This window comes from Streptomyces goshikiensis (genome assembly GCF_014650555.1).
Lineage (GTDB): Bacteria > Actinomycetota > Actinomycetes > Streptomycetales > Streptomycetaceae > Streptomyces > Streptomyces goshikiensis.
In genome coordinates, this window is sequence record NZ_BMVE01000004.1 from 422,735 (window position 1) to 440,602 (window position 17,868).

Sequence of the window (17,868 nt, forward strand, 5' to 3'; positions counted from 1 at the left end):
CGCCCGCGCCGTGAGGCTGTCCGGCCGCCCGCCCGCCGGGCTGCCCGAAGGGGCCCGCACGTCCGTCAAGGACCTGCGGGCCCCTTCCGCTTGTCCTGATATCTTGCTTGGCAAAAGAACATACCCGAGAGAATGTAATGGCCGGGGGCAGGAGAGGCGCCGCGCGATGAAGACAGAACGAGCCCAGGTCAAGCAGGAACGGGCGGTCCGCACCCGCCGGGCGATCCTGAACGCGGCGGCCGTGGTGTTCGAGGAGCACGGGTACGACGCGGCGAAGCTCTCCGACATCGTCAACCTCGCGAACGTCACCAAGGGCGCGCTGTACTTCCACTTCGACTCCAAGGACGACCTGGCGCAGGCGGTCATCGACGCGCAGACCCAGGAGGAGCCGGTGCCCCCGGCGCAGGAGTACAAGGCGCAGGAGTTCGTGGACTTCGGCATGGTCTTCTGCCACCGGCTGCGGCACTCCGTGCTGATGCGGGCCAGTGCCCGGCTCACGCTGGAGAAGGCCGGCCGGGCCGCCCTGGACCACGCGGGTCCGTACCGGACGTGGACCGACCTGCACGTCGCCGTGCTGTCGGAGGCCAAGGCGCGCGGCGAGCTGCTGCCGAACGTGGACCCGGTGGTGCCGGCACGGCTGATCGTCGGCGCGTACGCGGGGCTGAACATGATGTCCCAGGTGCTCGGACTGGACCTGGACGAGCAGGTGGCGGCGCTCTACACGCACGTGATGCCGAGCGTCGTGGTCCCGGCCGTGGCGATCCGGCTGGACACCGCGGGCGGGCGCGGGGCTCGGGCGCTGTACGGGCCGCAGGCCCTCCACCCCTGCGACGCAGGCTGTCCGACGGGCGTCCCGGCGCCGTCGCCGGGGGAGTGACCGGAGGAAGGTCGCGCAGGGTTCACAATAAAATCCTTCTGGGTATTATTTTTTAGCGGCGGCGACGCGACCCTGCCCAGGGAGAAGACTGTGGACATTGACGTACTCGGAGCACCCCGGGTCACCGAGAACGGCATGCCCATCGTGCCGCCCACGCCCGAGTCCCGGCACGTGCTGGCCGTCCTGGCGGCCCATCCCGACCGGGTCGTCCCGGTGACCGTCCTCGCCGCCGAACTGGCCCACTCCGCCCCGCCCGGGCACACCCACGCGGCCCTCCAGGCCGGAGTCCGCCGCCTGCGCGAGCGTTTCGCGGAGGTCCTGGGCCCCGATTCGGTACGTACTCCCGAATCGGTGCTGTCCGAACGGCCCGGCGGGTATTTTCTCGACAGTGGCGGCGGCCGCTCCGACCTCCACGAGTTCGAACGCGAAGCGGGCGCCGGCTACCGCGCCATGAGCCGGGGCGACCACGAGCAGGCGGCCCGCCGGCTGCGCCGCGCCCTCGGTCTGTGGACCGGCCCCGCCCTCGACGGCATCCCCGCGGGCACCTGGCTCGGCGGCCGGATCGCCGCCCTCGACGCCAGCCGCGTCTCCGTGCTCGGCCAGTGGGTCGAGGCCGAACTCGCCCTCGGCCGCGGGCGGGAACTGCGCCGGGAACTCGCCCTCCTGATCTCCTCCCAGGGCGCCCGTGAACGCCCCGACGGCACCTACCTGGCGGCGCTGCGGCGCGCCGAGGCCCGCGCCGGCTCCGGCCCCTGGTTTGACGCTCCGCAGCCAGCCGCCTAGTTTCGGACATCTGACTGAAAAGAGCTGGTCAGACGGGGGGCAGGGCATGAGCGACAACGGCTGCGCGGCGGACGCCGCCCTCGACCGGCACCGCGAGGGCACGCTCGCCGCCCTCGTGGACACGGTGCACGACCTGACCTCCCCGTACGACCTCGACGGCCTGCTCCGCATGATCACCCGGCGGGCCCGCCGTCTGCTCGGCTTCGACATGGCCTGGGTCGCCGAGGCCCGGCCCGACGGCACGGCGTACGTACGCACCTCGGAAGGCGAGACCCGCGCGCTCAACGTGGGCCTCGAACTCGGCACCGGCCGCGGCCTGGGCAGCCTCGCCCAGGAACGCCGCGCACCCGTCTGGACCGCCGACTACCTCACCGACGAGGGCATTCCGCACGGCGTGGGCATCGACACCGTGGTCCGCGCCGAGGGACTGCGCGCGATCGTCGCCGTCCCGCTGCGGCACGGCGACTCCTCCCTCGGGGCGCTCTACGGAGCCGAGCGCTCCGTACGGAAGTTCACCTCCGAGGAGATCGCCGCGCTGCTCTCCCTCGCCGACCTGGCGTCCATCGCCATCGAGAAGGCCCGGCTGCTGGAGCAGACCCGGGACGAGGTCATCGAGCTGGAGCGGTTCGGCTCGCGCACCCACACCGCGCTCACCCGGGTCCGGTACCTGTGGGAGTGCCACGCCCGGCTGGCCGGGCTGGTCCTGGACGGGGCCGGCCTCGCGACGGTCGCGCGGGCCACCGCCGACGCGCTGGACGGCGTGCTCCAGGTACGGGATCCGGGCGGGCGGCCGCTGACGGTGACCGGCGAACTGCCCGACCTCGACGAGGAGTCCGTCTCCAAGGCGGGCCTCCAGGCCCTCGCCGACCGGCGCCCGGTCGGACTGCCGGGGGAGCTGTGGCTGGCGCCGGTGCTGGCGGGCGCGGAAGTGCTGGGCGTCCTGCTGCTCAGCGCGTCGGCGCCGCTCACCGACGAGGACGTACGGCTGTTGCAGCTGGCCGCGCAGTCCGTGGCCTCGCTGATGCTGATCCAGCGCGGAACGGCCGCCGCGGAAGGGCCGGTCCACGACGAACTGCTGACCGACCTGCTGGAGCGGCCGCACTCCACCGACCTGCACCTGCTGGAGCGCACCCGGCGGCTCGGCATCGACCTCGACCGGCCCCACGTCGTCGTGGTGGCCCGGCCGGAGGGCGGCGAACTGGGCAAGGCGGTGGCCTGGGCCTCCTCGTACGCCTACCGGATGGGCGGGCTCAAGGGCGTCCGCCGGGGCCGCATCGTGCTGGTGCTCCCGGGCGACGACGCCTCGGCCGCGGCGCGCGCCGTCTCGGCCGACCTGTCGCCGCTCCTCGGACACGCGGTGTCCGCGGGCGCGGCGGGCCCGGCGGCGGGCGCCGGCCAGGTGGCGCGGGTGTACGCGGAGGCGGTCCGCTGCCTGGACGCGCTGACCGCGCTCGGCGGCGCCGGGGGCACCGCGTCGCCGCGGGAACTGGGCTTCCTCGGGCTGCTGCTGTCGGCCGACCACGACGTGGAGGGGTACATCGCCTCGACGATCGGGCCGGTCCTGGAGTACGACGCGGAGCGCCTCACGGAACTGACGGCCACCCTCAGCGCGTACTTCGCCTCGGGCGGCAGCCCGACGCACGCCGCGGAGGCGCTGCACGTGCACCCCAACACCGTCTGGCGGCGTCTGGAACGCATCGCGGAACTCCTCGGCCCCGACTGGCAGAAGCCCTCCCGCGCCCTCGAACTCCAGATGTCCCTCCGCCTCCACAAAGCCCGCACCTCCCTCCACTCCCGCCGCACCACCCCCGCGGACGACTGACTCGCCCCGACCACTCCGGCCTCGCCGGCCCGTGAGGCGCGGGCCCGGGGCGGCGCCCCAGGTCCGGCGTATGAGGACCCGGGACGGGCCTCGCGCGGGGGTCACGTTCCAGCCGGTCCGGCGTGTGAAGGCCCGGGCGCGGGCTACGCGCGGGGGTCCCGTTCCAGCCCGGCCAGGGCAACGGCGGCGTGGGCGACCGACGCCAGCGTCACGTGCCTGTGCCATCCCCCCAGCCCCCGCCCGGAGTAGTCCCGCAGTCCCACCGCCCGCCCGCTGGCGCCGGCCACCGCCTCGACCCGCAGCCCGCCCTTCGTCAGCCGGACCACCGCCCCCACCGGCATCCGCACCAGGTCCGTGACCCACATCCCCACCAGCTCCGCCGCCGGGCCGCCGGCCCCGGCCCCCCACTCCCCGACCAGCAGCAGCTCCCGCCTGCGCGCCACCGCGGGATCAGGCATCATCACCCGCACCCCCACCGCCCACGACGACCGCGCCGCGCCCCCCGCGTCGGTCCACTCCACCGGCGTCCCCAGCGCCTTCACCGACCGCAGGATCTCCGCCGGGCCCCGTTCCCCGCCCCCGAACCCCGGCACGGCGGCGTCCCGCACCAGGAACCGGTTCCCGGCACCCGCACCGGCACCGGCACCCGCACCGACGCCGGCCGCCACCCGCGCGACCACCGGCACCCCGGCCTCCGCGAACCGGTTCATGGTGGAGCGCGTCCCGATCCCCCGGATGTCCAGCACCACCGGCCGCGCCGCCGCCCCACCGGCCCGCCGTACGGTGGCCAGCACCGCGCCCACCGCGCTCTCCTCGTACGAACTCCCCGGCAGCAGCAGCTCCCAGCCCACCGGCGTGACCACCCCGGCCGAGGTGAACCACGTCCCGAACGCCTGCTGCCCCCGGAACATCCGCTCCCGGTGCGGATCGAACCGGTGCTCCACTCCCACCGAGTGCGCCCCGCTCCGGGGAATGGCCATCGGCTGCGCCACCCACGCCGGGGGCGGCCCCGCCGCCGCCTCCAGGCATCCGGCCAGCGCGGCCCGCACCGGCTGCCACGCCCAGGTGGAGCCGGTGACGAAGTGGTGCAGGCTCTGCTCGGAGGCGGTGCCGCTGATGTCCCCCGCCATGTTCCGGAACGACTTGCGGCCGGGTGTGGACAGCAGCCCGCGCACGTACCGCCGGGCCTTCTCCCGCTGGTCCCGGCGCCGCAGGGAGTCACACACCACGGCGCACAGCTCGTCGGCGATCTCACCGGCCGAGGAGGTCCGTCGGTCGGCGGCGGCGGCGCTGGTGGTGGGGGCGGTGGCGGCGGTGGCGGTGATGGTCACGCCACCCACATTCGGCCGTGGCCCCCCGCCCCCGGGAGGTGCGCCGGACACCACCCTCCCCCACCGGGTGGTGCGCCGCGCACACCCCCTTCCCGGCCGGGGAAGGGGGCGCGGGCCCGTCCGCTAGCCCTTGAGCTCGGCGTACGCCTCTTCGCTGCTGTCCTTCAGGAACTGCCAGCACCGCTCGGACTCTTCGGTCTCGTTGATCGTCCCGGCCGCGCGGCCCAGGGCCGCCAGGCAGCGCAGGAAGCCCCGGTTGGCCTCGTGCGACCACGGGATCGGGCCGTGGCCCTTCCAGCCGGCGCGGCGCAGCGAGTCCAGCCCGCGGTGGTAGCCGGTACGGGCGTACGCGTAGGACTCGACCACGCGACCGCCCTCGAAGGCCTCGTCGGCCAGCGCGGCCCAGGCGAGGGAGAAGGTGGGGAAGGCGGCGGCGACCTCGGCCGGCGCGCCGGACTTCTCGCCGAAGAGGGCGTACGCCTCTTCATTCTCCTGGAGGTACGTCGGGTCCGGTCCGCCCAGCAGGTTCCTGTGACTGTTCATGGCGCCAGTCTGCCAGGCGGCCCGGGCCCGGAACCCCGCTCGCAACCCCGCCCGGACCCCGCCCGGATGCCGCGAGGTGATCAAGGTTTCCGAGGTCAGTCGGCGTGTCGTACGTCGCAACCCCGTGAAAGCGCTCTAGAGGGCGCAGCCCGGTCGTGTTTATGATGCGGGCAGGGGACCGGGGCTCCACTTACCCAACCGGAAGGAGCGGACCGCTACCCGGAAGCACGTGTCGAGGAGACAGCGATGTCGCAAAACCTTGATGCCTCCGGAGCCGGTTCGGGTACCCCGAACCTCGACTTCGATGGCACGACCCCGTACGAGGACTACGTCCAGGCGGATGTCCTCACCCACCTCCAGCACCTCCGCTCCGACGACCCGGGCGAGATGGTCTTCCTGGTGACGACCCAGGTCATGGAGCTGTGGTTCACGGTCATCGTCCACGAATGGGAAACCGCCGCCAAGGCGCTGCGCGAGGACCGCGTGCAGGTGGCGATGGATGCGCTGAAACGTTCCCTCCGTGAACTGGAAGCCCTCAACGCCTCCTGGCGCCCGCTCGCCCAGCTCACCCCCGGCCAGTTCAACCAGTACCGCGCCGCCCTCGGCGAAGGTTCCGGTTTCCAGTCCGCGATGTACCGCCGGATGGAGTTCCTGCTCGGCGAGAAGTCGGCGTCCATGCTCGTCCCGCACCGCGGCGCGCCCCGCGTCCACGCGGAGCTGGAGAAGGCCATCCAGGAGCCCAGCCTCTACGACGAGGTCCTGCGCCTCCTCGCCCGCCGCGGCCACGACGTCCCGGCGGAGGTCCTGGACCGCGACCTCTCCCAGCGCTACGAGCCGTCCCCGCGGGTCGAGGCCGCCTGGACCGCCCTGTACGCGGAGCCGGAAGCCGAGCTCGACCTGCACCGCCTCGGCGAGGTCCTCACCGACGTCGCCGAGCTCGTCTGGCGCTGGCGCAACGACCACCTGGTCGCGACCCGCCGCGCGATGGGCGCGAAGACGGGCACGGGCGGCTCGGCGGGCGTGACCTGGCTGGAGAAGCGGGCGCAGAAGAACGTCTTCCCCGAGCTGTGGACGGCGCGCAGCTATGTCTGACGCCGCGGCCCTGCCCGCGCTCCGGCAGCGGGCGGCGCACCTCGACACCACCGACGACCTGGCCAAGCTCCGCGACCGCTTCGCGCTCCCGGAGGGCCTCGTCTACCTGGACGGCAACTCGCTCGGCGCGCTCCCGGCCGGCGTCGCGGCCGTCACGGCCGATGTCGTGCACCGTCAGTGGGGCGAGCTCCTCATCCGCTCCTGGGACGAGAGCAACTGGTGGACCGCCCCCGAACGCATCGGTGACAAGCTGAGCCCCCTCATCGGCGCGGCCCCCGGCCAGACGGTCGTGGGCGACTCCACCAGCGTCAACCTCTTCAAGGCGCTCGTCGGCGCGGCCCGGCTCGCCCCGCCCGGCCGCACGCGGATGCTGGTCGACGCGAACACCTTCCCCACCGACGGCTACATCGCCGCGTCGGCCGCCCGGATGACCGGCCTGCGCGTCGTCCCGGTCGACCCGGCCACCGCCGCCGAGGAGATGGACGAGGACACCGCCGTCGTCCTGCTCAACCACGTCGACTACCGCACCGGCCGCCTGCACGACCTCCCCGCCCTCACCCGGGCGGCCCGGGCGACCGGCGCCATCACCGTCTGGGACCTCTGCCACAGCGCCGGGGCCCTGCCGGTCGGGCTCGACGAGCACCAGGTCGACCTCGCGGTGGGCTGTACGTACAAGTACCTCAACGGCGGACCCGGCTCCCCGGCGTACCTGTACATCGCGGCCCGTCACCAGGCCGCCTTCGACTCCCCGCTCCCCGGCTGGAACGGTCACGCGGAGCCCTTCGCGATGACCCCGGGCTACACCCCGGCCGACGGCGCGGTCCGGGGGCGGGTCGGGACGCCCGACATCCTCTCGATGCTGGCTCTGGAGGCCGCGCTCGACGCGTGGGACGGCGTCTCGGTCGAGCAGGTCCGGGCGAAGTCCCTGGCCCTGACCGACTTCTTCCTCGAATGCGTCGCGGCGTACGTCCCGGAGGGCAAGGTCCAGGCGGTCACGCCGGCCGAGCACGCCCACCGCGGCAGCCAGGTCTCGCTGCGCACCGAGAACGCGGCGGAGATCATGCGCGAGCTGATCGCGCGCGGCGTCGTCGGGGACTTCCGGGCGCCGGACGTCCTGCGCTTCGGCTTCACCCCGCTCTACGTCGGTTTCGCGGACGTGGAGCGTGCCGCGCGGACACTGGGTCACGTTTTCGGGTGACGTAGCGGCGAAACGTCACCTCACCGGGTGATTCCGGCGCGGGCGGGGCCTCCGGCTCCGCCCGCGTCCGTCCGCGCCCGGCCCGGGGGGCGTGAACCCGCTCGGTCGGCCCCGGAGTGGCGGGTTCCGGCCTGATACGGTCCCGCTCTGCCGGGACACCGGAACCCGTGTCCCCCGGTGCCCCGGCCTCCCTTGTCCCACCCTTGTGCCACGCGTTACCGAGAGGTCGAGCCGATGACGGACCCCGCAGTCGAACGGGACGCCGCCGAGGCGGCCTCGGCCTTCGCCCATCCGCCGGTCGAGCCCGACGCGAGCGTCGCGTACGGGGAGCATCCCGACCAGGTGGTGGACTTCTACGCCCCGCGCGGCGACACCACGCACGCCATGGGGTCGGCCCCGCTGGTGGTCCTCCTGCACGGCGGCGCCTGGCGGGCCCCGTACGACCGGCAGCACGTGACTCCCTTCGCGGATTTCCTGGCCCGGCGGGGTTTCGCCGTCGCCAATGTCGAGTACCGGCGCGGGAGTTCCCTGCCGCGCCAGCGGGGCGAGGGCCCGGTGGCCGGGCGCTGGCCCGAGACCTTCGACGACGTGGCCGCCGCGATGGACGCGCTCCCCGGGCTGGCGGAGAGCGCGCTGCCGCAGGCGGACGTACGCCGGGTCGTGGTGACGGGCCACTCGGCGGGCGGCCACCTCGCCCTGTGGGCGGCCGCCCGGCACGTCCTGCCGGCCGACGCTCCGTCCGGCTGGAGGCTGCCTTCCCCGCCGCGGCTGCGCGGCGTGGTGGCGCTGGCTCCCATCGCGGACTTCGCGGTGGCGGAGGACCTGGGCGTGTGCGGCGGGGCGTCGGCCCAGTTGCTGGGTGGCAAGGAGTACTTCGCGGGGCGGCTGCCGTACGCGGACCCGGCGGCGCTGCTGCCGACCGGGATCGCGACGGCCCTGGTGCAGGGGCGGGACGACATCGTGGTCCCGGAGCGGGTGGCGGAGTCGTACGTCGCGGCCGCGGCTCAGGCGGGCGAGCTGGTCGGGTTGACGTTGCTGGACGGGGTCGGGCACTTCCCGCTGATCGACCCGGCGGCGGACGCGTGCGCGGTGGTCTCGGAGGAGATCTCGCAGCTGGCCTGGTAGAGCCCGGCGGCGCGGTGCAGGAGCAGGGCGTGCACGAAGCGGTCCTCGGAGGTCGGCCTGCACCGCCAGGCCAGGGGCCAGGAGCCGTCGAGGGCGGGGATGGGGATGTACGTGGACCGGCGGGGCCCGGAGGCCAGCCGGGTGAATCCGGGCGGCCAGATCCGGTACGCGGCGCTGCCGACGGGGATCAGGAAGTAGACCGGCCTGCGGCCGTTGCTCTGCGTGAGGATCGGGCCGGGGTCACCGCCCGTGAGGGTGACGAGCAGATCGGCGAGATCCCGTCCGGTGTCACCGTCCACGCGTAGGGCGTCAAATAGCACTCCTGCCTTGCGAATTCCGATCCCGGTGGCCGGAACCCAGCTGGGGGAGAAGGAGTTGGGGACCGCGCGGCGGTGACTTTCGGTGTTCATGGGACCAGCTTGAAGGTTCAGGTCTACCGTTTTCCAGGGGTCGGCCTCTACCGCCGAATCGGTAGGTCTGTGCCGCGAATCGGTTGTGTCTGGTTGTGTCCGGTTGAGTGAGGTGGGCCTGTGGCGAAGGCGGCCAACAAGGAGTCGGCGGGTGGGGCGACACGTCTGGTGTCCCACTTGGCGAAGGTGTTCCGCGAGCGGGAGAGGCTGACTCAGAAAGAGCTGGGTGCGATGCTCGGCTACTCGGCGGCGGCGATCAGCGCACTGGAGACGGGGGCGCAGCCGGCGAGCGACGAGATGCTGATCAAGCTCGAAGCCGTCATCGGTGATGGGCTCGGTGTCTTCGAGGTGGCGCGCGAGTTGGTCCTGCTGGACAAGTACCCGTCGCAGTTCAAGGACTACGCCATGCTGGAGCAGAGAGCGGTCAGCATCTCCTCGTACGTCACGCTCGTCATCGACGGGCTGTTCCAGACCGAGGCGTACGCCCGCGCGCTGATCGGTGGTGGCTATCCACCGCTGTCGGACCAGCGGATCGACGAACTGGTCGCCGCCCGGATGGCCCGGCAGGCCCTCCTTGACCGGGCGCCGCTACCGCACATCGAGCTCGTCATCGAGGAGTCCGTCCTGCACCGGGTGGTCGGCAACCGAGCCATCATGCGCGAGCAGCTGCTGCACCTCATCAGCTGTGCGCGGCGCCGGAACGTCACGTTGCAGGTGCTGGCCCTCGACAAGGGGCGGTGTGGGGAACACGCCGGTCTCTACGGCGAGATGAAACTGGTGGAAACGCCTGACCACACCCGGGTGGTCTACATGGAGCCCCAGGAGGAAAGCCTGTTGATCAGCCACCCGGCAAAGGTAAGCGGCTACTGCCGGCGGTATGCAAAGATCCTGGCGCAGGCCCTCAGTCCAGACGAGTCGCTGGGCCTCATCGAGCGGTTGGCGGGAGAAGAGTAATGAGCGGCACCCTGCAATGGTTCAAGTCGAGCTACAGCGACAGCGGCGGCGCTGACTGCATCGAAGTCGCCTACGAGTGGCGCAAGTCGAGCTACAGCCCGAGCGGCGGAGCCGACTGCGTCGAGGTGGCGACCTGTCCGCACGCCATTCACGTGCGGGACTCCAAGAACCTCGGCCCCGCCTTCGCGGTAGCGCCCACGGCCTGGGCGGACTTCGCCGGGTGGGCCGCCCGCTAGGCGGGATGGGAAGGGGCCCCCGGGGAGCCGGTCAGTCCGAGTGTCCTCTCGGGCCGGGCCGGCCCCTCAAGGGCGCTCGCTGCGCTCGCGTCGCTTCGCGATGGCCTTCGGCCACCCTTGACCGGCCGGCCCGCCCCGAAATGCCACAGACTGTCCGGCCCCCCGGGGGGAGGGCGGCGGGGCGGCACACCGGTTCGCGCCACGGTCCGCGCCTCCCTCACCCGCCGCGCTGCGGCGCCCGGCCGAGGGCTGTCACAGAGCGGGGACGGAATCGGGACGATTCCGTCGACGGCTCGGCTTGCGACGGCATCGGTCGGCGGGAGAAAGTTGCTCCTGCACATGATCAACAAGGCGCCCGAGAGTGCGCCTGAGTTCAGGGGGACGAGTATGCAGATCCGCAGGAAGATGGCGACCGCAGCCGTGACCGTCGCGGTGGCGGGCGCCGGCCTGATCGCCGGCACCGGGTCGGCCTTCGCCGGTACGAACGGGCAGCAGATCCAGATCGACGACGCCTCCGGGCGCGCCAGGTCGGTGTACATCGGGGGCACCAACCAGAACGGCTCGTACGTGGGCCACTGCTTCAACATCAGCCCTGGTAACTCCACCCCGCTGGGTGGCTGGTGGTGGAAGAACAGCGTGGACGTCACCGCGTACTCGTACGCCAACTGCGGTGGCGGGCGGTTCTACTACAAGAACGCCTGGATCAACACCACCCAGAGCTGGGGCGACTACCAGGTCGTCTCGGTCCACTGACACCCCCGCCGCCCCGGCCGTGACTACGGCCGGGGCGGCCTTCGTAGCGGTGACAGGAAGGTGGGGAGGGCGCTCAGCGTCATGCCCGCCGCGCCGATCCACAAGGTGCCCGCCGCTCCGATCGCAGAGCCCGAGATGCCGCCCAGAAGGCCGCCGAGGGGAATGCCGCCCCAGGAGAAGAAGCGGGCTGTTGCGCTCATCCGGCCGAGAAGTCGATCCGGTGTCAGGGCCTGTTGGAGGCTTGATTGGGCCACCACGCGGACGACTCCGCCCAGTGAAAGCGCCGCGAGCCCGATGGCGGCCGCACATACGCTCCAGTCGGCTCGGGCCAAGGGCATGAGTGCGGTCAAGGGGCAGGTGATCAGCGGTGCCATCCAGATGACCGGGCCCGGCCCGACCCGCTTGGCGAGTCTGGTTGCCAGGAGCGAGCCCAGCAGCGCACCGCAGCCCATTCCCGAGAAGACGAGGCCGATGCCGGAGGGCTGGAGGCCGATCTCCCGGTCCAGAAAGACCAGCAGCATGGTCTGGTACATGGCCAGGGAGAGGCTGAATATCGCGTCCCCCGCCAGAATCGCTCGTAGGGAAGGGTGCTGGAGGGTGAATTTCAGGCCCTCCTTGATCTCCCGTACCAATTGAGGCCGCTCACTCGGCTCCGGCTTCTGTTCGCGTGTGCGCATGGTGATCGCGAGCAGCCCCGACATGGCCATCCCGGCCGAACTCACCAAGAGCGTCGCAGGCGCCCCCACCAGGCTGATCAGCGGTCCTGCCGCCGTCGGCCCGCTGATGCTGGTCACCGAGCGTATGGCGGACAGTTTCGCGTTTCCCTGTACGAGACGGCCGCGTCCCACCACGTGCGGGAGACAGCTGACGTACGCGACGTCGAAGAAGACGGTCAGTACTCCGTGGACCAGGGCAATGGCATAGAGCCACCAGATGGTCAGAATGCCGGCCGCGGACGCCACCGGAACCGTCAGGAGGAGCAGCGCGCGAGCGAGGTCGGTGGTGATCATCACCGATCGCTTCCGCATGCGGTCCACCCATGCGCCTGCGGGCAATCCGACCAGGAGCGATCCCGCCGAGGTCATCGCGGTCAGCAGTCCCACGTGGAACTCGTCGGCGCGCAATGCGGCGATGGCGACCAGGGGCAGGGCCAGGAAGATGACGCGGTCGCCCAGCTGGCCGAGCGCCGTGGCGGCGGACAACCGCCCGAAATCCCGATCGCGTAAGAGTCCGAGCCTCATGGAAGGCCGACTCCGAACTCGTAGACCACTTCCCGGCGCGCGTCCGGAATGACCATGTCGGCCGTTTCCACCGGGCGTCCGTCGGTGTCGAAGATGGTTCGCTCGATCTGGAGCACGAGGTCCCCCACGCTGATCCCCAGGAGGTTCGCTTGTCTTGGGGTGGCACGGGCCGGGCGCGGCACCTCGACCACGGTCGAGATGACCACCCCGATGGAACGCATGCGCTCGACCACCCCCTTTCCTGCCAGGGGCCCCTGCTCGGGCAGCACGATCGGCGTTCCGTCCGTGATGGCCATCGGCTCCCAGGACGCGGAGAGCTGGACGGGCTGCCCCTCGGCGAGGAACTCGTAGTGCGTGTGGACGCAGAGGTCCCCGGAACTGATCGCGAGCCGCTCGGCGATCGTCTCGGGGGCCGGGACGCGCACCTGGCTGTGTGAGTCCCAGGCGTCGGCCCTGCCCCGCTCCCTCCTGTCCTGCCGTTCGTGGTGCCGCGAGCGGACCAGCCGCAGGCGCTCTCGCGGCATGCGGAGGTAGGTGCCCGAGCCGGCGCGTCCTTCGAGGAGACCGTCGATGATCAGACGGTCCACGGCCCTCTGCATGACGTTGCGCCCGACCCCGTACTCCACGGCGAGCCGCGCCCGGGACGGCAGCCGCTCCCCGATCTCCCACTCTCCCGCGAGGATCCGCGCGCGCAGGACGTCGGCCACGGCGAGGTACGGCGCCTCTCGCGGCATCGATGGTCCTCCGATCGTCCTGCTCTGCGGCAGCCGGTCATTTCCAGGGGCGTTGGCAAGCTACTCCACCTGCAAAAAGCTGCTGGAGTAGAAATACGCTCCGAGCCCGTGCGCCCCGCGGCTTCCGGGCACATGACGAGGTCCCGGTCAGGAGGAACGGAACCCCCTGGGCGTCCTTTCGTTGGGGCCGTCCGCCAGGCGTTTGTGCCTGCCGGGCCGGCGCGGCCGGTCAAGGGTGGCCGAAGGCCATCGCGAAGCGACGCGAGCGCAGCGAGCGCCCTTGACGGGACGGGTCGGACCGGTGAACACCCTTGGCCGGCGGGCGGCCCCAACACCTCGGCTGCTTGATCCCGTTCGGGTGAATCCGGCCGCCCGGACCCGCCCGGCACAATGACCTTCCGGGCACCGGCGAAGGGGGACGCATGGCCAGGTGGGGGCTGCTCGTCGAGCAGAATCTCGGATACGGCCGTACCGGGCGGATGTGGTCCGCCGGGGTACTGGGGCACGTGGACGGAACGCGGGACGAGGCGTTCGCGGAGCTGCGCCGGCGCGCCGAGGCCTTCGAGCCCGCGCATCCCGCGAACGTGAAGCGGCGGGTGCTGTACCAGCAGGGCGAGGGCTTCCTGCTGGTGCTGGACGGGATGTGGGACGTCTTCCACTGCCGCTTCACCGTGGCGGAGCAGCTGTACGACAGCGCGGCCCCGGCCCCGGCCCCCGCCCCGGAGCCGGCACCCGAGCCCGTACCCGCACCCGAGCCCGTACCGGAGCCGGAGCCCCTGCCCTGGGACGCCGGTGTTCCCGAGCGGCCGGGGTGGCTCGGGCGGGCCGATCTTCCGTAGCGCCGGGACCCCGGTACGACGAAGGGGCCCGGCACACAGCGTGGACGCACCACGTGTGCCGGGCCCCTTCCGCGTACGTCAGGCGCGGGTGGCGCCGCCGCGGCGGCGGGCGCCGAGCCAGGCGGCCGCGCCGCCGAGGGCGACGAGGACGGCGGCCAGGCCGGCGTAGAGGCCGGTGTTCGAGTCGGAGCCGGTGTGCGCGAGGGAGCCCGAGGCCTGCGGGGTGCCGCCCGCGGGCGCGGTGACCGGGGTGACGGCGGAGGAGGAGGCGGTCTGGGACACCTGAGTGGTGGTGGAGCCGGCCGGCTTGGCGGGCTTGGACTGCTCCGTCTTCGGCTGCTCGGGCTTGGTGGTGGCCTGCTTGGCGGGGGCCAGCTTGAAGTCCGTGGCGGTGGTGGAGATGTACTCGACCTTCTTCTCGTCCAGGGCGACGCCCGCCTGCAGGGTGACGAGGGTGGGCCGGGTGATCTGCGTCTTGGGGCCGAGCTTGACCTGGAGGGCGAACGTGTCCGCCGACACGCCGTCGAAGTCCTTCGGCATCTTCGGCAGCATGAAGTCGCCGTTGCGGTCGGGGTGGACGTCGGTCCACTTGCCGCCGACCATCACGCGCACCTGGGTGTCGGGGTTCTTGACGTCGCTCGGGAACTTCACCGTCAGGCGGGTGACGAGGTCGGAGCTGAACGCGACGCCCTCGTGCCGGTACCAGAGGTTCAGCTGCTTGCACAGGCTCGCGTCCTTCGCGCCGTCGCAGGAGCCGTTGTCCTCGAAGTGGGTCGACAGCTTGGCGGCCGGGCCCGTCGCCGGGGCCGCCTTGAGGGTGAGGGAGGCCTGGCCGTCCGGTGCCAGCTCGTGGGAGGTGGTGTTGGCGCGCAGCTCGAACGCGTCGCTGTTGACCGGGTAGCCCTTGCCGAGCCCCACGGTGACCTTCCATTTCAGCTTGCCGCCCGCCGGGACCTCGAAGCCGGCCGAGAGGCTCTTGCCCGCCGGGTGGAACACGCCCTGCCAGCCGCCGTCCTGCTGCCCGATGAAGGACGCGGTGTCCGGCGCGTTGATCTCGTCCACCTTGAAGACGACGTCGGTCTTCTTGAGCGCGATCGGGCTGCCGAGGTTGCCGAGGAGCCAGGGGTGGAACGGGGCCGCCTTGTCGCCGGGGTTGGTGACCGTGAGGTCGAAGCTCTCGGTCGCACCGCCGCGGGTGAGCGGGCCGCTCGGGACCGGGGCGCCCAGCTCGATCCGCAGCGCGGGGGCGCCGCCCGTGGCCGGCGCGGCGTAGGCCGACAGCGGCATCAGGACCGTACCGGCGACGGCGGCGACGACTGCGGTGGCGGTGATGGCGGTGCGAGCGGACATGGCGGACTCCCCCAAGGAATCGACGAGGGCTTGCGGCGGACGGCGGCGGGCCGCGGGCGCAGCGAAGCGGAAGAGAGAAAGAGAAGGTGCGGCCGAGCGGCCGGGTGGTGCGGGATGTCGCTCTCGGCCGGTGTTCTCGTTCTTCCCCCGGGCTGCTGCGATGTGCTCATCCTCGCCCACCGGCGATCTTGGAACCATCCGCTCTCTGTCACCGAACGGCAACAGCGAAGGGGCGGGGCGCATGTGCGCCCCGCCCCTTCACCTGACCGCCGGGTCGTCCTACAGGAACGAGTTGATCTCGATCGTCTCGGTCCGGCCGGGGCCGACGCCGATCGCGGAGATCGGGGCGCCCGACATCTCCTCCAGGGCCTTCACGTAGGCCTGGGCGTTCTTCGGGAGGTCCGAGAACGTCTTGGCCTTGGTGATGTCCTCGGACCAGCCGGGCAGGTTTTCGTAGATCGGCTTCGCGTGGTGGAAGTCGGTCTGCGAGTACGGGAGCTCCTCGACGCGCTTGCCGTCGATCTCGTACGCGACGCAGACCGGGATCTGCTCCCAGCCGGTCAGCACGTCGAGCTTGGTGAGGAAGAAGTCCGTCAGGCCGTTCACGCGGGTCGCGTAGCGGGCGATCGGGGCGTCGAACCAGCCGCAGCGGCGGTCACGGCCGGTGGTGACACCGCGCTCGCCACCGATGCGGCGCAGGTCCTCGCCGTCCTGGTCGAACAGCTCGGTCGGGAACGGGCCCGCGCCGACGCGCGTGGTGTAGGCCTTGAGGATGCCGATGACGCGGCTGATCTTCGTCGGGCCGACGCCGGTACCGGTGCAGGCGCCGCCCGCGGTCGGGTTCGACGAGGTGACGAAGGGGTACGTGCCGTGGTCGACGTCGAGGAGCGTGCCCTGGCCGCCCTCGAAGAGCACGACCTTGTCCTCGTCGAGCGCGTTGTTGAGGATCAGGGTGGTGTCGGCGACGTACGGCTTGATCTGCTCCGCGTACTGGAGCATCTCCTCGACGATCGCGCCGGCCTCGATCGCGCGGCGGTTGTACAGCTTCGCGAGCAGCTGGTTCTTGCCCTCCAGCGCCGCCTCGACCTTCTGGATGAGGATCGACTCGTCGTACAGGTCCTGGACGCGGATGCCGACGCGGTTGATCTTGTCCGCGTAGGTCGGGCCGATGCCGCGACCGGTGGTGCCGATCTTGCGCTTGCCGAGGAATCGCTCGCCGACCTTGTCCAGCGTCACGTTGTACGGCGTAATGAGGTGCGCGTTACCGCTGATGAGCAGCTTGGAGGTGTCGATTCCGCGGTCATTGAGCCCACGGAGCTCCGACAGCAGTACGGCCGGGTCGACCACGACACCGTTGCCGATGACCGGGGTGCATCCGGGGGAGAGGATGCCGGAAGGGAGAAGGTGCAGTGCGTACTTCTGGTCGCCTACGACAACCGTGTGGCCGGCATTGTTGCCGCCCTGGTAGCGCACCACATAGTCAACGGATCCACCGAGCAGGTCGGTGGCCTTTCCCTTGCCCTCGTCACCCCACTGAGCTCCGAGCAGCACAAGAGCGGGCACAGGCGTACACCTCTTCCGGATGGGGCATGTCCAAGGTCAGGGGGCGTACGACGATGTACACCGCAGGCTGAGCCGTCGGACCGGTACCCCGGAATAGACGAAGGCCCTGGCGCAATAGCGCAAGGGCCTCTTGCACAAAGATGCTACCCGAGGAAGGACCGAGGTGTCGGCTCCAGAGCCCACCATGAGCCATGCGGGCGCGCCGGTCGGCGGCCTGCTCGTGCTCGTCGACCCGGTCGCCCGCCGTTTGGACGGCGAGTCTGTGCGGATCGCGAAGGATGTGTTGTCAGCCGGGGCGGCGGCGAAGATCTGCCTGCCCGACTCGCCGGAGGAATTCGCGCGGGCCCTCGCCCGCCGGGGCCATCGCAGGCCCGTGATCGTGGGGGACGACGGAGCGCTGGTACGGGCTGTGACGCTGTTGCACCGATCGCGTGACCTGTCGGGGGAGGAGGCGCTGTCGCTGATCCCCGTCGGTCCGGTCGGCTCGCTGGGGCTGGCCCGGTCGCTCGGCGTGCCGCTGTCGGCCGTCATGGCGGCGCGGGCCGCCCTGGACGGCGTCGCGCACCCGCGGGACCTGCTCGTGGACGACAGCGACGGCGTGGTCCTGGGCGGGCTGCGGGTCCTGCCGCTCGGGTCGCGCACGGTGCGGCGGTCGCTGCTGCGCACGCTGCTGTCGCCCGCCGGGGGGCCGACCGTGCGCGTGGCGCACCGGCTGCGGGTCGAGGCGGACGGGGCGGTCCTGGCGGACGTGGACCACGAGGTCGAGGACCTGTCGGTGACGACGCGGGAGCCGGGCGGGCTGGCGGAGGTCGTGATCCGGCTGTCCGGCGCCCGCCGGGTGACGGAGCGGGCCGCCACGGTGACGGTGTCGGGGTCGGACTTCCGCTACCGCGCCGACCAGGCCGCGACGGGGCCCATCCGCCGCCGTACCTGGACCCTGCGGGGAGCCGCCTGGAGCCTGACCCTGCCCCGCTGACGGTCGCCCGCTGCTGCCGCTGCCGCTGCCGCTGCCGCTGC

The 17,868-nt window shown here is 72.0% G+C and carries 17 protein-coding genes; 11 read left to right on the plus strand and 6 right to left on the minus strand.

Annotation, left to right across the window (positions count from 1 at the left end; genetic code table 11):
- Window positions 1-166 precede the first annotated feature (166 nt).
- From IE248_RS15260 to IE248_RS15270, 3 genes are all read left to right on the plus strand, one after another.
- Window positions 167-877 carry a ScbR family autoregulator-binding transcription factor gene (locus tag IE248_RS15260; protein ID WP_073797859.1) on the plus strand — a complete coding sequence of 237 codons (711 nt, stop codon included), beginning with the start codon at window positions 167-169 and terminating at the stop codon, window positions 875-877.
- A gap of 90 nt (window positions 878-967) precedes the next feature.
- The gene (locus IE248_RS15265) at window positions 968-1,660 is read left to right on the plus strand and encodes an AfsR/SARP family transcriptional regulator (RefSeq protein ID WP_073797860.1); all 693 of its coding nucleotides are present in this window, start codon (window positions 968-970) and stop codon (window positions 1,658-1,660) included.
- Between the two features lie 46 nt (window positions 1,661-1,706).
- Window positions 1,707-3,482: a helix-turn-helix domain-containing protein gene (locus tag IE248_RS15270; RefSeq protein WP_190030960.1), complete on the plus strand. Its 1,776-nt coding sequence runs from the start codon at window positions 1,707-1,709 to the stop codon at window positions 3,480-3,482.
- 143 nt (window positions 3,483-3,625) lie between these two features.
- Here the strand turns inward: IE248_RS15270 and IE248_RS15275 are convergent, their stop codons facing one another.
- A complete protein-coding gene (locus IE248_RS15275) occupies window positions 3,626-4,807 on the minus strand; it encodes an IS701 family transposase (RefSeq protein ID WP_434093855.1) in 1,182 nt (393 codons plus the stop codon).
- Between the two features lie 129 nt (window positions 4,808-4,936).
- Window positions 4,937-5,356, minus strand: a complete 420-nt coding sequence (locus IE248_RS15280; RefSeq protein ID WP_008741394.1) for a DUF3151 domain-containing protein — start codon at window positions 5,354-5,356, stop codon at window positions 4,937-4,939.
- 246 nt (window positions 5,357-5,602) lie between these two features.
- Between IE248_RS15280 and IE248_RS15285 the strand changes: the two genes are divergently transcribed.
- The 6 genes from IE248_RS15285 to IE248_RS37380 all read left to right on the plus strand — a co-directional run bounded on the left by IE248_RS15285 (window position 5,603) and on the right by IE248_RS37380 (window position 11,124).
- The gene (locus tag IE248_RS15285) at window positions 5,603-6,448 is read left to right on the plus strand and encodes a tryptophan 2,3-dioxygenase family protein (protein WP_008741393.1); all 846 of its coding nucleotides are present in this window, start codon (window positions 5,603-5,605) and stop codon (window positions 6,446-6,448) included.
- On the plus strand, window positions 6,441-7,646 hold the full coding sequence (kynU, locus tag IE248_RS15290; RefSeq protein WP_073797864.1) for a kynureninase: 1,206 nt from the start codon (window positions 6,441-6,443) through the stop codon (window positions 7,644-7,646). The genes IE248_RS15285 and kynU overlap by 8 nt, the downstream gene beginning before the upstream one ends.
- A gap of 234 nt (window positions 7,647-7,880) precedes the next feature.
- A complete protein-coding gene (locus IE248_RS15295; RefSeq protein WP_037793150.1) occupies window positions 7,881-8,771 on the plus strand; it encodes an alpha/beta hydrolase family protein in 891 nt (296 codons plus the stop codon).
- Window positions 8,772-9,301: 530 nt separating this feature from the next.
- The gene (locus IE248_RS15305; RefSeq protein ID WP_190030962.1) at window positions 9,302-10,135 is read left to right on the plus strand and encodes a helix-turn-helix domain-containing protein; all 834 of its coding nucleotides are present in this window, start codon (window positions 9,302-9,304) and stop codon (window positions 10,133-10,135) included.
- Window positions 10,135-10,371 carry a DUF397 domain-containing protein gene (locus IE248_RS15310; RefSeq protein WP_073774205.1) on the plus strand — a complete coding sequence of 79 codons (237 nt, stop codon included), beginning with the start codon at window positions 10,135-10,137 and terminating at the stop codon, window positions 10,369-10,371. The genes IE248_RS15305 and IE248_RS15310 overlap by 1 nt, the downstream gene beginning before the upstream one ends.
- A 387-nt stretch (window positions 10,372-10,758) precedes the next feature.
- Window positions 10,759-11,124 (plus strand): hypothetical protein, encoded by a 366-nt coding sequence (locus tag IE248_RS37380; RefSeq protein ID WP_073774206.1) that lies wholly within the window; start codon window positions 10,759-10,761, stop codon window positions 11,122-11,124.
- Window positions 11,125-11,147: 23 nt separating this feature from the next.
- On the opposite strand, the gene IE248_RS15320 is transcribed toward IE248_RS37380, so the two are convergent.
- Both IE248_RS15320 and IE248_RS15325 read right to left on the minus strand, forming a co-directional pair.
- Window positions 11,148-12,365 carry an MFS transporter gene (locus IE248_RS15320; protein ID WP_190030963.1) on the minus strand — a complete coding sequence of 406 codons (1,218 nt, stop codon included), beginning with the start codon at window positions 12,363-12,365 and terminating at the stop codon, window positions 11,148-11,150.
- Window positions 12,362-13,099 (minus strand): GntR family transcriptional regulator, encoded by a 738-nt coding sequence (locus IE248_RS15325; RefSeq protein WP_190030964.1) that lies wholly within the window; start codon window positions 13,097-13,099, stop codon window positions 12,362-12,364. The genes IE248_RS15320 and IE248_RS15325 overlap by 4 nt, the downstream gene beginning before the upstream one ends.
- A 422-nt stretch (window positions 13,100-13,521) precedes the next feature.
- Between IE248_RS15325 and IE248_RS15330 the strand changes: the two genes are divergently transcribed.
- Window positions 13,522-13,938, plus strand: a complete 417-nt coding sequence (locus IE248_RS15330) for a hypothetical protein (protein WP_190030965.1) — start codon at window positions 13,522-13,524, stop codon at window positions 13,936-13,938.
- 78 nt (window positions 13,939-14,016) lie between these two features.
- Here IE248_RS15330 and IE248_RS15335 read toward each other — a convergent pair whose 3' ends face one another.
- Window positions 14,017-15,288, minus strand: coding sequence for a hypothetical protein (locus IE248_RS15335; protein ID WP_190030966.1), 1,272 nt, complete (start codon window positions 15,286-15,288; stop codon window positions 14,017-14,019).
- A 279-nt stretch (window positions 15,289-15,567) separates the two neighbouring features.
- Window positions 15,568-16,851: an adenylosuccinate synthase gene (locus tag IE248_RS15340; protein ID WP_008741383.1), complete on the minus strand. Its 1,284-nt coding sequence runs from the start codon at window positions 16,849-16,851 to the stop codon at window positions 15,568-15,570.
- A 184-nt stretch (window positions 16,852-17,035) separates the two neighbouring features.
- Here IE248_RS15340 and IE248_RS15345 point away from each other — a divergent pair, with 184 nt between their 5' ends.
- A complete protein-coding gene (locus IE248_RS15345) occupies window positions 17,036-17,827 on the plus strand; it encodes a diacylglycerol kinase family protein (protein ID WP_037793147.1) in 792 nt (263 codons plus the stop codon).
- Window positions 17,828-17,868: the final 41 nt, after the last annotated feature.

Excerpts from the sequence above, each read along its gene's own strand:
- IE248_RS15345 (WP_037793147.1), top strand. The coding sequence starts at position 17,036 with ATGAGCCATGCGGGCGCGCCGGTCGGCGGCCTGCTCGTGCTCGTCGAC.
- IE248_RS15285 (WP_008741393.1), top strand. The coding sequence starts at position 5,603 with ATGTCGCAAAACCTTGATGCCTCCGGAGCCGGTTCGGGTACCCCGAAC.
- IE248_RS15280 (WP_008741394.1), bottom strand. The coding sequence starts at position 5,356 with ATGAACAGTCACAGGAACCTGCTGGGCGGACCGGACCCGACGTACCTC.
- IE248_RS15335 (WP_190030966.1), bottom strand. The coding sequence starts at position 15,288 with ATGTCCGCTCGCACCGCCATCACCGCCACCGCAGTCGTCGCCGCCGTC.
- IE248_RS15270 (WP_190030960.1), top strand. The coding sequence starts at position 1,707 with ATGAGCGACAACGGCTGCGCGGCGGACGCCGCCCTCGACCGGCACCGC.
- kynU (WP_073797864.1), top strand. The coding sequence starts at position 6,441 with ATGTCTGACGCCGCGGCCCTGCCCGCGCTCCGGCAGCGGGCGGCGCAC.
- IE248_RS15320 (WP_190030963.1), bottom strand. The coding sequence starts at position 12,365 with ATGAGGCTCGGACTCTTACGCGATCGGGATTTCGGGCGGTTGTCCGCC.
- IE248_RS15295 (WP_037793150.1), top strand. The coding sequence starts at position 7,881 with ATGACGGACCCCGCAGTCGAACGGGACGCCGCCGAGGCGGCCTCGGCC.
- IE248_RS15325 (WP_190030964.1), bottom strand. The coding sequence starts at position 13,099 with ATGCCGCGAGAGGCGCCGTACCTCGCCGTGGCCGACGTCCTGCGCGCG.
- IE248_RS15260 (WP_073797859.1), top strand. The coding sequence starts at position 167 with ATGAAGACAGAACGAGCCCAGGTCAAGCAGGAACGGGCGGTCCGCACC.
- IE248_RS37380 (WP_073774206.1), top strand. The coding sequence starts at position 10,759 with ATGCAGATCCGCAGGAAGATGGCGACCGCAGCCGTGACCGTCGCGGTG.
- IE248_RS15330 (WP_190030965.1), top strand. The coding sequence starts at position 13,522 with ATGGCCAGGTGGGGGCTGCTCGTCGAGCAGAATCTCGGATACGGCCGT.
- IE248_RS15310 (WP_073774205.1), top strand. The coding sequence starts at position 10,135 with ATGAGCGGCACCCTGCAATGGTTCAAGTCGAGCTACAGCGACAGCGGC.